General features: G+C 46.0%; 12 protein-coding genes. All 12 read left to right on the top strand.

Annotated elements, in window-relative coordinates:
* Nucleotides 1-175 precede the first annotated feature (175 nt).
* Nucleotides 176-1,120: a transcriptional regulator LeuO gene (gene leuO / locus AACX68_RS12515; protein WP_099109920.1), complete on the top strand. Its 945-nt coding sequence runs from the start codon at nt 176-178 to the stop codon at nt 1,118-1,120.
* A gap of 226 nt (nt 1,121-1,346) precedes the next feature.
* A complete protein-coding gene (locus AACX68_RS12520; protein ID WP_228859364.1) occupies nt 1,347-3,149 on the top strand; it encodes an AMP-dependent synthetase/ligase in 1,803 nt (600 codons plus the stop codon).
* Nucleotides 3,150-3,423: 274 nt separating this feature from the next.
* Nucleotides 3,424-5,151 (top strand): acetolactate synthase 3 large subunit, encoded by a 1,728-nt coding sequence (ilvI, locus tag AACX68_RS12525; RefSeq protein ID WP_228859365.1) that lies wholly within the window; start codon nt 3,424-3,426, stop codon nt 5,149-5,151.
* Complete coding sequence (gene ilvN / locus AACX68_RS12530) at nt 5,151-5,645, top strand: acetolactate synthase small subunit (protein WP_086956589.1); 495 nt, start codon at nt 5,151-5,153, stop codon at nt 5,643-5,645. The genes ilvI and ilvN overlap by 1 nt, the downstream gene beginning before the upstream one ends.
* 89 nt (nt 5,646-5,734) lie before the next feature.
* Nucleotides 5,735-6,742, top strand: a complete 1,008-nt coding sequence (gene cra / locus AACX68_RS12535; RefSeq protein WP_228859366.1) for a catabolite repressor/activator — start codon at nt 5,735-5,737, stop codon at nt 6,740-6,742.
* Between the two features lie 650 nt (nt 6,743-7,392).
* Complete coding sequence (gene mraZ / locus AACX68_RS12540; protein WP_086955542.1) at nt 7,393-7,851, top strand: division/cell wall cluster transcriptional repressor MraZ; 459 nt, start codon at nt 7,393-7,395, stop codon at nt 7,849-7,851.
* A gap of 2 nt (nt 7,852-7,853) precedes the next feature.
* The gene (gene rsmH, locus AACX68_RS12545; protein ID WP_099122649.1) at nt 7,854-8,813 is read left to right on the top strand and encodes a 16S rRNA (cytosine(1402)-N(4))-methyltransferase RsmH; all 960 of its coding nucleotides are present in this window, start codon (nt 7,854-7,856) and stop codon (nt 8,811-8,813) included.
* Nucleotides 8,810-9,130 carry a cell division protein FtsL gene (gene ftsL, locus AACX68_RS12550; protein WP_099109915.1) on the top strand — a complete coding sequence of 107 codons (321 nt, stop codon included), beginning with the start codon at nt 8,810-8,812 and terminating at the stop codon, nt 9,128-9,130. The genes rsmH and ftsL overlap by 4 nt, the downstream gene beginning before the upstream one ends.
* A gap of 28 nt (nt 9,131-9,158) precedes the next feature.
* Nucleotides 9,159-10,913 carry a peptidoglycan glycosyltransferase FtsI gene (locus AACX68_RS12555; protein WP_228859367.1) on the top strand — a complete coding sequence of 585 codons (1,755 nt, stop codon included), beginning with the start codon at nt 9,159-9,161 and terminating at the stop codon, nt 10,911-10,913.
* Nucleotides 10,914-10,955: 42 nt separating this feature from the next.
* Nucleotides 10,956-12,458: a UDP-N-acetylmuramoyl-L-alanyl-D-glutamate--2,6-diaminopimelate ligase gene (gene murE / locus AACX68_RS12560; RefSeq protein ID WP_228859368.1), complete on the top strand. Its 1,503-nt coding sequence runs from the start codon at nt 10,956-10,958 to the stop codon at nt 12,456-12,458.
* Nucleotides 12,455-13,837: a UDP-N-acetylmuramoyl-tripeptide--D-alanyl-D-alanine ligase gene (gene murF, locus AACX68_RS12565; RefSeq protein WP_228859369.1), complete on the top strand. Its 1,383-nt coding sequence runs from the start codon at nt 12,455-12,457 to the stop codon at nt 13,835-13,837. The genes murE and murF overlap by 4 nt, the downstream gene beginning before the upstream one ends.
* Nucleotides 13,831-14,913, top strand: coding sequence for a phospho-N-acetylmuramoyl-pentapeptide-transferase (gene mraY, locus AACX68_RS12570; RefSeq protein ID WP_099122653.1), 1,083 nt, complete (start codon nt 13,831-13,833; stop codon nt 14,911-14,913). Before murF ends, mraY begins: the two co-directional genes overlap by 7 nt.
* Nucleotides 14,914-14,927: the final 14 nt, after the last annotated feature.

Here is a 14,927-nt window from a genome sequence, read left to right on the forward strand (position 1 = left end):
ATATAATTGTTTTTATACAAGGAAGGATCTCAATTAAATTATCATTGATTGAGATAAATGATCTTATTATTTGAAGTGGCTCTTTAAAATGTTGAAACTTACATGGTAAGGCAGTCTATATTCATTTATTAATAATAAGATCGCCGCAATAAATATAGTGGAGTGAAATTAAATAATGGCTGGATGCAACCTGGTAAACACAGGAAAGAAAGAACCATGTGAAGTTCAATTACGTAGTGTAGATCTCAATTTGCTGACTGTTTTTGATGCCGTTATGCAAATGCAGAATATTACACGTGCAGCTCAGGCATTAGGTATGTCACAACCGGCGGTCAGTAACGCAGTAGCTCGCTTAAAAACGATGTTTGATGATGAATTATTTGTGCGGCATGGGCGTGGTATTCAGCCAACGGCGAGGGCAAAGCAACTTTTCGGGCCACTTAGGCAGGCACTTCAGATTGTACATAATGAGTTACCCGGAGCAGGGTTTGATCCCGATAATAGTGTAAGAACATTTAATCTTTCTATCTGTAGTCCACTTGATATCCGTTTAGCTGCTCAAATTGTTGGTGAAATAAAAAGGCATTCTCCCAATATCGATGTCGTGATTAAAACACAAATAAACGACAATATTGAGAAGAAATTAAAATATCAAGAAATCGAATTTGTTATCAGTTATACCCAATTTGAACATCCTGATTTTCAGCATTTCCCATTATTTGATGACGAGCTGGTTCTGGCTGTTTCTCAAAGTCATCCCAGAATTGGTGAATGTATCAGTCAGCAGCAATTGCAGGATGAGCGGCATGCAATTGTAGCATTAGATAATTCAGATTCTTTCAGCAAACCTTACTATGAAAACAGTGAATTAATAGATTCTGTCTCTTATCAGGGAACTGATTTAAATAGTGTTCTTAACATCGTATCTCAGACTTACCTGGTTGCCATCGCGCCTAAATGGATGGTTGAGCACTATTCCGGGCAGTTAAATATCCGTACTGTATCATTGCCTAATAATAGTGTTTCCCGTCCGTGTTATTTAATATGGCATGCTTCAATGAACAGAGATAAAGGACATCAGTGGATGAAATCATTACTGAGTTGCCTTGGCGATCGGTAATAAAACGGGGTATTCACCTGTCGTTATCTTTTATCTAATCTATTTCTAACCGCATTGCAGTAGCAGGCCTCCCTCTTTTTAGGGAGGCCTGTCTTATTAAAAATACGCTTCCCCCTTTCATCAGGAATGGGTAGACTGCGCGGAAATAGCTAACACATGTAAGCTGAAAATTAGGCAGTTTTCTTGCTGAATGTGATGAACCAAAGATTTAGAACAGGAATATATTGTGGTAACAAATTCTCTCCACTCCTATCACTTGATCACGCGATTACAACAGCAAGTCAGCAAATACCCTGAAAAAATTGCATTTCGCCAATGGTCAGCATCAGAACAGCTTGAAATGAGCTGGCAGGATGTTGATAGTAAAACGAAATCCATTGCAAGATCCCTGCTGTCACTTGAGGTGGGAATTCAGGAGAAAATCGGTATTTTTGCCGATAACTCAATGGCATGGTCATTATCGGATTTGGCTATTTTGCAGTTACGTGCTGTCACAGTACCGCTTTATGCGACAAGTAGCCGTGATCAGGCTGCATTTATTCTCAATGATGCAGGAGTACGGATATTATTTGTGGGAGGGCAGGAGCAGTACGATATCGCGTTGACATTGTTAGTCTTTTGCCCGCAGCTTAATCATCTGGTTGTTCTGGATGAATCTGTCGATTTGAAAGAATGTCCACAAGCATTGTATTTATCGGCATTTATTGCGGATGACAGACCACAGTATCAGGCTGAACTTGATAGCCGCATTGCCGGGTTGGATTTGCATGATCTTTTTACGCTGATTTATACCTCCGGTACAACAGGCGAACCAAAAGGTGTCATGCTGGATTACCAGAATATCGCCGCCCAGCTTTATCTGCATGATCAGCGCTTAACGCTGACTGAACAGGATATTTCCCTCAGTTTTCTGCCGTTATCCCATATTTTTGAGCGTGCATGGAGTTATTACGTCATGCATACAGGTGCCTTAAATGTCTATCTGACCGACACCAATTTTGTTCGGGAGGCGATGCTTGATGTGCGTCCGACCGTGATGTGTTCTGTTCCTCGTCTGTATGAAAAAATACATAGTGCAATTCTTGAGAAAGTGTCCCGCGCACCATTCTGGCGCAGAATGATTTTCCAGTGGGCGATCAAACGGGGTGAACGCCGTTGGTCACGTCAATTAAACGGTCAAAAGAGCTGCCCGTTTTCTTTATGTGGAGAAAAACTGGCTGATCGTTTGGTACTGAACAAACTTCGCCAGCTATTAGGTGGGCGGATCCGTTTTCTGCCGGTAGCCGGAGCACGCCTTGAAGACTCCATTATGCGTTTCTTCCTGTCAGTTGGCCTCAATATCAAATACGGTTATGGAATGACGGAAACCTGCGCCACGGTTTCCTGCTGGGAAGAGAAAAATTATCTGTTGGGTTCAATTGGTACGCCATTGCCCGGAGTGGATGTTCGTGTCAGCACAGCGGGGGAAATTCAGGTACGTGGCCCAATCGTAATGAAAGGGTATTACAATCGACCGGAAGACACGGTTCATGCCTTTACCGAAGATGGCTGGCTGCGAACAGGGGATGCCGGAGGGCTGGATGAAACCGGGAATCTGTTTATTACAGAACGCCTGAAAGATTTAATGAAAACGTCAACGGGAAAATATATTGCTCCACAATTAATAGAAGGAACACTGGGGCAAGATCGTTTTATTGAGCATATTGCTGTGATTGCCGATGCCCGCCAGTTTGTTTCAGCGTTGATTGTGCCCAGCTATGAAGCGCTGGAGGATTACGCAAAATCGATAAATCTTCATTACCAGAGTCGTCTGGAATTGCTGCGTAATCATCAGGTTATCGGATTATTTGAACAACGCCTGAAAGAATTGCAGAAAAATATCGCCAAATTCCATCAGGTAAAACGCTTTACACTGTTGCCAGAAGCCTTTTCGATGGAAAAAGGCGAACTGACTCCGACGCTGAAATTGCGGCGTAAGATAATTTCTCAACGTTATCAGAGTGAAATTGAATCCATGTATCGGGATTGAGTCAGCTCTGGATAATGACACTTCTGCTTTGGTTTAGCTGAGAACAACGAAATCATTTCATTAAAAAAATGTTTTCAATATGTGAATTGTTGTTTGATAACCTTGAGATCTGACGTTATGTTAATGGCTTAGTGTATTAATGAAATGCGTGTCATTACGAATGCTAATCTAATAAACACTGCGAATAAATAGAATGGGATAAATAAGGTCACTCTTATGATGACCTTATGAAGTCCTGACATTAACTTGCAAACAGAGCCTGGAGGCAAACTCAATGGAGATGTTGTCAGGAGCCGAAATGGTCGTCAGATCGTTAATCGATCAGGGCGTTGAGCATGTATTCGGTTATCCGGGAGGGGCTGTCCTGGATATTTATGATGCCTTGCATACGATTGGCGGAATAGAACATATTCTGGTCCGTCACGAACAGGGTGCTGTTCATATGGCGGATGGTTATACGCGTTCAACGGGGCAAACGGGGGTTGTTCTGGTCACTTCAGGGCCGGGAGCAACCAACGCCATAACCGGAATTGCAACGGCGTATATGGATTCTATCCCGATGGTGGTGTTGTCTGGTCAGGTGGCCAGTTCTTTGATCGGTAACGATGCTTTTCAGGAATGTGATATGGTGGGGATCTCCCGCCCTATCGTCAAACATAGCTTTCTGGTGAAGAAAGCGGAAGATATTCCAAATATAATCAAAAAAGCCTTTTATTTAGCTGCAAGTGGCCGTCCGGGACCTGTTGTTATTGATTTCCCTAAAGATACCGTTAATCCAGCGCTGAAATTTCCCTATATTTATCCAGAAAAAATCAATATGCGCTCCTACAATCCAACGATTCAGGGGCATAAGGGACAGATTAAGCGAGCACTGAAAGCGTTACAGGAAGCGAAAAAACCGGTGCTTTATGTAGGAGGCGGTGCGATTAATTCGGACTGTTCAGCGGAATTGCTGAAACTGGCGGAATCCCTTCGTCTTCCTGTGACAAGCTCATTGATGGGACTCGGTGCTTTTCCTGCTACTCATCAGCAGAGTCTGGGCATGCTGGGGATGCATGGCACGTTTGAAGCTAATAAAGCGATGCACAATGCCGACATTATTCTTGCTGTAGGGGTGCGTTTTGATGATCGCACGACCAATAATTTAGCAAAATACTGCCCGCAAGCGACGGTGTTACATATTGATATTGATCCAACATCCATTTCTAAAACGGTGACGGCTGATATTCCGATTGTTGGCGATGCGAAACAGGTACTCGGTCAGATGGTGGAGCTGTTGGACGCAACGGAAAGCTCTCAGGATCCTGATGCAATAAAAGACTGGTGGCTATCCGTTGAACAGTGGCGTAATCGCAAGTGCCTTGATTATGATCGCGCCAGCCCGAAAATAAAACCACAGGCAGTGATTGAAGCGCTGTATCGCTTGACCAAGGGGGATGCGTATATTGCATCCGATGTTGGTCAGCATCAGATGTTTGCCGCACTGCATTATCCATTTGATAAGCCAAGGCGTTGGATTAATTCTGGTGGTCTGGGAACGATGGGTTTTGGTCTGCCTGCGGCTCTGGGCGTTAAGCTGGCAAACCCGGAAGCAACGGTCATATGTGTGACCGGCGATGGCAGTATTCAGATGAATATTCAGGAACTATCTACGGCATTACAGTATGGCTTACCGGTTCTGGTGCTTAACTTAAACAACCGTTTTTTGGGCATGGTGAAACAGATACAGGATATCATTTACGCGGGTCGCCATTCTCAGTCCTACATGGAGTCATTGCCCGATTTTGTCAGGCTGGCAGAAGCTTACGGACATATTGGTGTTTCCATCCAGAGTTATGATGAGCTGGAAAGCAAACTGGCTCAGGCTTTGCGTGAAGTGACAGAAAACCAGCGTCTGGTTTTTGTTGATGTTACCGTTGATGAAACAGAACACGTTTATCCAATGCAGATCCGTGGAGGAGCAATGGATGAGATGTGGTTAAGCAAAACAGAGAGGACCTGATCATGCGCCGGATTTTGTCTGTATTACTTGAAAACGAATCGGGAGCATTGTCTCGCGTAGTGGGTCTGTTTTCCCAACGGGGTTATAATATTGAAAGTCTGACGGTGGCACCAACGGAAGACCCGACACTGTCACGCATGACCATTCAGACTAAAGGTGATGCGAAGGTATTGGAGCAGATAGAAAAACAGCTACATAAGCTAGTGGATGTTTTGCGGGTTAATGAGTTAACGGCCGGTGCTCACGTTGAGCGTGAAATCATGCTGGTAAAATTGCAGGCCAGTGGATACGGGCGCGAAGAAATTAAACGCAGCACCGATATTTTTCGTGGGCAGATCGTTGATGTGACTTCGTCACTGTACACTGTTCAGTTGGTGGGCACGAGCGAAAAACTGGATGCCTTTCTTGATGCGGTGCGGGAAGTTGCAGAGATCGTGGAAGTGGCCCGATCAGGCATTGTAGGTGTTGCGCGCGGAGAAAAAATTATGCGATGAAAATTCGCAATCTGCGGGTTAATATACAGATATTTACTGGGCCCTACTGTAACGTGGGGCTTTTTCTATCATATTACTGAGGGGTTAATGTGAAACTGGATGAGATCGCCCGCTTAGCAGGTGTTTCACGTACTACGGCCAGTTATGTTATCAATGGTAAAGCTAAACAGTATCGGGTCAGCGATAAAACAGTAGAAAAAGTGATGGCGGTAGTCAGAGAACATAACTACCACCCTAATGCTGTTGCTGCCGGTCTACGGGCAGGACGTACCCGTTCCATTGGTTTAGTGATACCGGATTTGGAGAATACGAGCTATACCCGTATTGCTAACTACCTTGAACGTCAGGCCCGGCAGCGCGGGTATCAGTTATTGATAGCCTGCTCAGAAGACCAGCCAGATAACGAAATGCGTTGTGTTGAGCATCTTTTGCAACGGCAAGTTGATGCAATTATTGTTTCTACTGCTTTGCCTCCTGAGCATCCATTTTACCAGCGCTGGGCGAATCGCTCCTTGCCTATTATCGCGCTGGATCGTGCATTGGACAGCGAGCATTTTGTCAGTGTTGTCGGGGACGATCTTGAAGATGCGAAAATGCTGGCACAGGAATTACGCCAGTTTCCTTCAGAATCCGTGCTTTATTTGGGCGCATTGCCTGAATTATCCGTCAGTTTTTTACGTGAACAAGGGTTCCGCGAAGCATGGGAAAATGATCCGCGTCAGGTGAGTTATCTCTATGCGAACAGCTATGAACGTGAAGCAGCGGCTGACGTTTTTGCTTCATGGCTGGAAAAAAATCCTTTGCCTCAGGTACTTTACACGACGTCATTTGCCTTGCTTCAGGGAGTGATGGATACCATCCTGAAACGCAGCGGACGGTTGCCAGAACAGTTAGTCATTGCAACATTTGGTGATCATGAGTTGCTTGATTTTCTTGAGTGCCCGGTATTATCGGTAGCACAGCGCCATCGCGATGTTGCTGAACAGGCTTTGTCACTGGTATTAGCTAGCCTTGATGAAAAACAGAGGCCGGAACCCGGAATAACCCGTATGCGTCGTCACTTATGCCGTCGGGGAAGTCTGAGTCGTAAAGACTGATTGGTGTGCCCTCATTTTAGATGGGGGTGCAATATGATGCTCCAAAAATCATTCAAATAGATTCGTTGATTTAATTTTGAGACTATTCCGACTAAAATTTTTCTGAACGAAAATCTATGAGTGAAAAAATGGCAAATAGGCTATCGAAGGTGAAAAGAACGATATCTTCGCTTAAGAAATATATTATAAAGATAAGTTATTTCTTTTATGTGAGATATTTGGTTATATACTTTATATTCAAGTAATTGCAGGTTTTTTTGTTCTACTTTATTTCAGCTTATTATTACTTTTTATACTATTTTGATCTGAGTATATTTTTATAATTGATAGATTACGATTGATTAACAATTGTGCAATAATGAGATATGGATTGCATAAATTAATTTAAGTGATAATTATTTGTCCTAAAAAAAATTTTTCAGGTTAGTCTTTGTGTCATCTATAAATAACTTAGTTTTATCATGGTGTTAGCTGATAATAATCTTGCCAATTCTAAAGAATCCTTCTTTTTCTCTCTTAAATCTTTCTGTAAATCTAGCTAAAGCACACTGGCTCTGGCTTGACAAGGTTTTCATACCATCCGTAAACTCTTAATTGTGGTGATTTGTGGGATAATGTGGAGATTTCGGCCATCAAGGGGTAACCTGAGTATGTTTCGTGGAGCAACGCTGGTTAATCTCGATACTAAAGGGCGACTTACTGTACCTGCCCGATATAGGGAAACGCTGAATACGGAATCAAAAGGTCAAATGGTTTGTACTATTGATCTTCACCAGCCGTGTCTGTTGCTTTATACATTACCCGAATGGGAAATCATCGAAGAAAAATTATCTCGCTTATCCAGCATGAACCCAGCCGAACGTCGTGTTCAACGTTTGTTATTAGGACACGCCAGTGAATGCCAAATGGACAGTGCAGGACGTCTTTTGTTAGCCCATACATTGCGTCAGCATGCAGGGCTAACAAAAGAGGTCATGCTGGTTGGGCAATTTAATAAATTTGAATTGTGGGATGAGCAGGTCTGGTATCAGCAAGTACAAAGTGACATCGCTGCTGAACAATCTACACAAGAACCTTTATCAGCAAGGCTACAGGATTTATCACTATAAACATGGCAAATAGTCATTTCAAGCATACCAGTGTATTACTGGATGAAGCTGTCAATGGACTGAATATCCGGGAAGATGGAATTTATATTGATGGAACATTCGGGCGAGGGGGGCACTCTCGCCTGATTTTATCAAAATTAGGGCCGAATGGTCGTTTGATGGCAATTGATCGCGACCCGCAGGCCATTGAAGCATCAAAGGCGATTACTGACCCGCGTTTTTCCATTACACATGGGCCATTTTCAGATTTGGCGACCTATGTAAAAGATGCAGGTCTGGCTGGAAAGATTGATGGTGTACTGTTGGATTTAGGGGTGTCTTCACCGCAACTGGATGATCCTGAACGTGGTTTCTCATTTATGCGTGACGGGCCACTGGATATGCGGATGGATACAACCCGGGGGCAATCAGCCGCAGAGTGGCTGATGAAGGCTGAAGCAGATGATATCGCGTGGGTACTGAAAACGTTTGGTGAAGAACGTTTTGCCAAACGTATTGCAAGGGCCATTGTTGCTCGCAATCAGGAAGAACCGATTACGCGAACCAGAGAATTGGCAGAGTTAATTGCGAAGGCAAGTCCAATTAAGGAGAAACATAAGCATCCTGCGACGCGCAGTTTTCAGGCTATCAGAATCTACATTAACAGTGAACTGGAAGAAATAGAACGTGCATTGGACGGTGCATTGCAAGTTTTAGCACCACAAGGGCGATTATCAGTCATCAGTTTCCATTCGTTGGAAGATCGCATAGTGAAACGCTTTATCCAGCAACATAGTCAGGGGCCTAAGGTGCCGGCAGGTCTGCCGCTTACCGAAGTACAATTGAGGGCATTGGGAGGACGTAGTCTGAAATCAATTGGCAGGTTAAAACCCTCAGAGGATGAAGTGGCAACTAATCCGAGAGCAAGAAGTTCGGTATTGCGATTTGCTGAAAAGGCGGGTGATGAGAAGGCAGGTGAATAGTGGCAGGTGAACGTCATGGATTAGTGGGGGTTATTGGCAGGGATTTGTTCCGTAATGCCAAAATTCCACTGATTTTACTGGTGGCTGTTGTGGTTTCAGCCATCAGTGTAGTGACGGTCACCCATCAGACCCGCTTATTGACTGCGGAGAAAGAACGTCAGGCAATTCAGATTGATGCTCAGGATATTGAATGGCGTAACTTGCTCCTTGAAGAAAATGCATTGGGTGACCACAGTCGGATCGAATCTATAGCGACTGAAAAATTTCACATGCAACATGTCGATCCAGCACAAGAAAATATTGTGATCACTCAATAAAGTCCAGTTGACAACTAAAAGGTAGGCGATGAAAGCTGCACGCTCTTTAAAGTTGAAAAAACAAGAAGATAAAGCCAGTTTTGTTAAGTGGCGTTTTGTCTTGCTCTGCGGGGGCATTTCGCTTGCTTTAATCGGGCTTTTGATTCGAGTGGCTTATTTGCAGATTATCAACCCTGACCGTTTGGTGAAAGAGGGGGATTCCCGCTCTTTGCGTGTCCAGTCCATTCCTACCTCTCGTGGCATGATTAACGACCGCAATGGGCGTCCGCTGGCTGTCAGCGTACCGGTAGATGCCGTCTGGGCGGATCCGAAAGAAGTCTTTGAAAAAGGTGGGATTACGGATGATACCCGTTGGCAGGCACTGGCTGATGCACTCTCCATTCCCCTAGACCAACTCACCAGTAAAATTAATGAATATCCCAAAGGTCGATTCGTCTATCTTGCCCGTCAGGTTAATACCTCAATTGGCGATTATGTCGGAAAACTGAAACTCCCGGGTATCTATCTGCGTCAGGAATCCCGCCGTTATTATCCGGCCGGTCAGGTGACGGCACACATTATCGGTGTGACCAATATTGATGGTAATGGCATTGAAGGGGTGGAAAAGAGTTTTGATAGCTGGCTAACAGGTAAACCGGGTAGCCGGACTGTCCGTAAGGATCGTAACGGTCGGGTTATTGAGGATATCTCATCTGTGGACAGCAGGGCTGCCCATGACTTGGCGCTCAGTATTGATGAGCGTCTACAGACATTGGTCTATCGGGAATTAACCAAAGCCGTCGTACTTAACAAGGCTGAATCCGGTACAGCCGTATTAGTCGATGTCAATACCGGCGAAGTTCTGGCAATGGCAAACAGCCCGTCCTATAACCCGAATAATCTGGCTGGCACTCCCAAAGATGCGATGCGCAACCGGGCTATCACTGACATGTTTGAACCCGGCTCCACGATAAAACCGCTGGTTGTGATGAGCGCGCTGAATAATGGGATTGTCAAAGAAAATACCGTATTGGATACCAGACCCTACCGGTTGATGTATGGTTCGAGAGGCCATGAAATTAAAGACGTTGCCCCTCGCTCTGAATTAACCATCACGGGGATCTTACAGAAGTCGAGTAACGTTGGTGTTTCTAAACTGGCGTTAGCGATGCCTGCCTCAGAGCTGGTAGATGTGTATTACCGCTTTGGGATGGGAAAACCGACCGATTTGGGGTTGGTCGGAGAAAAGAGTGGCGTATTTCCAAAAAATAGACAAAGGTGGTCAGATCTTGAGAGGGCCACCTTCTCCTTCGGCTACGGGCTGATGGTAACACCGTTACAGTTAGCGCGAGTCTATGCAACGATAGGTAGTCTGGGGGTTTATCGCCCATTATCGATTACCAAAGTTGATCCCCCCGTTCCGGGAACCCGGGTATTTCCTGAACATATTATGCGCACAGTGGTACACATGATGGAAAGTGTGGCATTGCCCGGTGGTGGTGGGGTACGTGCGGCGATAAAAGGCTATCGTATTGCGATTAAAACCGGTACGGCTAAAAAAGTCGGGCCGGACGGTAAATATGTAAATAAATATATTTCCTATACCGCAGGTGTTGCACCTGCGAGTAATCCACGTTTTGCACTGGTTGTGATTATCGATGATCCACAGGCAGGAAAATATTATGGCGGTGCAGTTTCAGCGCCTATCTTCGGTGCCATCATGAGTGGTGTTCTCCGTACGATGAATGTTGAGCCTGATGCCTTGCCTGTGGACGATAAAAAAGAGTTTGTAGTTGATAACTAATTAATAACTAATCTGTGATGAATAAATAAAAAGAGGATAAAAGTGGAAGATCGTAATTTACGCGATTTGTTGGCTCTCTGGGGGATTAATGCCCCTGAGCTTCCGCTACGAGAAATGACATTGGACAGCCGCAAAGCGGCTGCCGGAGATCTGTTTGTTGCGGTTAAAGGGCATCAGACAGATGGTCGAAAATACATTCCTCAAGCCATCGCTCAGGGGGTCGCTGCGGTGATCGCTGAAGCGGAGGGAAAAGCGGATAACGGCACTATTCAGGAAATGCATGGTGTTCCGGTTATCTATCTTGATGATTTAAATAATAAACTGTCGAAATTGGCAGGTGAATTTTATCAGCACCCGGGTAACAAATTAAAGCTGGTTGGCGTCACAGGAACCAACGGTAAAACAACAACAACACAATTGTTGGCACAGTGGAGTCAGGGGCTGGGAGAAACCAGTGCCGTGATGGGAACGGTGGGAAATGGTCTGCTGGGCATGACTGTTCCTACTGAAAACACGACAGGTTCAGCCGTTGACATTCAGCTTGATTTACAGCAACTCGTCAATCAGAAAGCAACGTTTGCGGCAATGGAAGTTTCATCACATGGCCTAATACAAAGCCGTGTAGCATCGTTACCGTATCAGGCCGCTGTTTTTACTAATTTAAGCCGTGATCACCTTGATTATCATGGTGATATGGAAAGCTACGAAGAAGCTAAATGGCTGCTGTTCAGCACGCATAACGTTAAACAAAAAATTATCAATGCTGATGATGACATTGGTCTGAAATGGCTATTCCGCTTACCTGATGCAGTGTTATCTGAAACTGTCGCCGTCACGATGGAAAATCGTCTGCCGGAAAACTGGCAGGGGCGGTGGTTATCGGCAACGGACATTCATTACCACGATAAAGGCGCGTCTATTACCTTCACATCCAGCTGGGGAAGGGGAACTCTCGAAAGTCCTCTGATGGGAGCCTTTAATGTCAGCAACCTGTTATTAGCTCTTGCAACGCTATTATCACTGGAATATCCGTTAGAAAAACTGCTGGCAACTGTATCTTGTCTGATCCCGGTTTGTGGGCGAATGGAAGTATTTTCAGCCTCAGGCCGTCCGACGGTAGTCGTCGATTATGCTCACACACCGGATGCACTGGAAAAAGCACTGGCAGCGGCAAGGCTGCACTGTAAGGGGCAGCTCTGGTGTGTATTCGGTTGCGGAGGCGATCGCGATAAAGGCAAACGCCCACTAATGGGAGGCGTTGCTGAGCAAGAGGCAGATCGGGTGGTTGTTACTGATGACAATCCACGCAGTGAAGAGCCTCAGTCTATTGTTGCGGATATTCTGACAGGTTTCATCGATCCGGGCCGTGCGATGGTTATTCATGGGCGTGTTGAAGCTGTAACCAGTGCCATTATGCAGGCGGCAGAAGACGATGTTGTACTGGTAGCAGGTAAAGGCCATGAAGACTATCAATTGGTAGGGAACCGCCGTCTGGATTATTCAGATCGTCTGACTGTTGCGCGTCTGCTGGGGGTGACAGCATGATCCCACTGACTCTACAACAATTAGCACAAGTGACCGAAGGAACGTTACATCACGTTTCCGGGCAGCAGGCGGCCATTATCCGCATTGAGGCGGTGACAACTGACAGCCGCAAAATCACAGGTGGTGATCTGTTCATTGCTTTAAAAGGGGAAAACTTTGATGCCCATAACTTCGCGGCTGATGTAGCGAAGCAAGGCGCCGCTGTTTTGTTGGTCGAGCGACCTCTTGAAGTAGATTGCCCTCAGGTGGTTGTAGAAGACACCCGTTTGGCGATGGGCAAACTGGCGGGCTGGGTTCGCGGGCAAAGCAATGCACGAATTGTTGCATTGACGGGGTCTTCCGGCAAAACCTCCGTGAAAGAGATGACCGCTGCGATTTTACGTCAATGCGGTAATACGCTTTATACCGCAGGCAACTTTAATAACGATATCGGTGTACCGTTAACCCTGTTCCGCCTTACGCCGGAACACCAGTTTGCGGTTATTGAACTGGGTGCTAACCATATTGGTGAAATTGCTTATACCACTGAGATGGTTCGGCCTGAAAGTGCGCTGGTTAATAACCTGTTTTCTGCCCATCTGGAAGGATTTGGTTCACTGGCGGGAGTGGCCAAAGCAAAAGGTGAAATTTTTGCAGGGCTTTCGTCCACAGGCACCGCAATTATCAATCTGGACAGCAATGACTGGCATAACTGGCAGCAGAGCATCAGTGATCAGCAGACGGTATGGCGTTTTTCCATTTCACCTGCGGCAGACGCCGATTTTTATGTGACAGATATTCAGGAGCAGCCGCTGGAAACGCGTTTCTGCCTGCATACACCAATCGGCAGTTGTGAAATCGCGTTGCCGCTGCCCGGAAAACACAATATAGCCAATGTGTTAGCCGCCAGTGCGCTGGCGATTTCCGTCGGAGCATCTCTTGATGATATCCGTACTGGTTTATTAGGTCTGAAAGCCGTGCCGGGGCGGTTATTCCCGGTTTCTCTGGCCGCAGGAAAAGTGGTTCTGGATGACACTTATAACGCCAATCCCGGCTCTATGATTGCTGCCGCACAGGTATTAGCCCGGATGCCCGGCTATCGCGTGATGGTTGTCAGCGATATGGGGGAATTGGGTGAGCAGGCGATTGAGTGCCACCGTCAGGTTGGTGAAGCTGTTGCATCGACAGACATTGAACAACTGCTTAGCGTCGGGCCTTTAAGTGCTCATATTAGTGATGCGAGTGGTCGTGGTCAGCATTTTTCCAGCAAGGCCGAGTTAGTTGCAGCACTGCTTCCGGTATTGAAGCAACACGAAACGATTTCTGTATTAATTAAAGGTTCACGCAGCGCCAAAATGGAAGAGGTAGTGGACTCACTGAAGGAGAACTTCCAATGTTAGTTTGGCTGGCTGAGTATCTGGTTAAGTATCATACAGGATTTAACGTCTTTTCCTATCTGACGTTCAGAGCGATTGTCGGCTTGCTGACTGCGTTGTCTATTGCATTGTGGATGGGGCCAACTCTGATTGCCTATCTGCAAAAGTTACAGATCGGTCAGGTTGTACGTAACGATGGGCCGGAATCCCATTTCAGCAAGCGCGGAACACCGACGATGGGCGGGTTGCTGATCCTGTTTTCGATTACTATTTCTGTCCTGCTATGGGCGCGTCTGGATAACCCTTATGTCTGGTGTGTACTGGCTGTACTGCTGGGTTACGGCATCGTCGGGTTCGTTGATGACTACCGGAAGGTTGTCCGTAAAGACACTAAGGGGCTGATTGCCCGCTGGAAATATTTCTGGCAGTCCGTACTGGCTCTTGGTGTGGCATTTGCGATGTACAGTATTGGTAAGGACACGCCGGCAACACAATTGGTTGTGCCGTTTTTCAAAGATGTGATGCCGCAGCTTGGCCTGCTGTACATCTTGCTGACTTACTTCGTGATTGTCGGAACCAGTAATGCCGTTAACCTGACCGATGGGCTGGATGGTCTGGCAATTATGCCAACCGTGCTGGTGGCTGCCGGTTTTGCATTAGTGGCATGGGCAACAGGTAACGTCAATTTTGCCAATTATCTGCATATCCCTTACCTGAGCCATGCCGGTGAATTAGTGATTGTCTGCACCGCAATAGTCGGAGCTGGGCTGGGTTTCCTGTGGTTTAACACCTATCCGGCACAGGTTTTCATGGGTGATGTTGGCTCACTGGCTCTGGGCGGAGCGCTGGGAACCATTGCGGTGTTACTGCGTCAGGAATTTCTGCTGGTCATTATGGGCGGGGTGTTTGTTGTGGAAACACTGTCCGTTATTTTGCAGGTCGGCTCGTTCAAATTACGCGGGCAGCGTATTTTCCGTATGGCTCCTATTCATCATCACTATGAGCTGAAAGGCTGGCCGGAGCCACGCGTTATTGTACGTTTCTGGATTATTTCCCTGATGCTGGTACTGATTGGTCTGGCAACACTGAAGGTACGTTAATCATGACTGAACGG

It is taken from the genome of Xenorhabdus sp. PB61.4, from assembly GCF_963894935.1.
Lineage (GTDB): Bacteria > Pseudomonadota > Gammaproteobacteria > Enterobacterales > Enterobacteriaceae > Xenorhabdus > Xenorhabdus stockiae.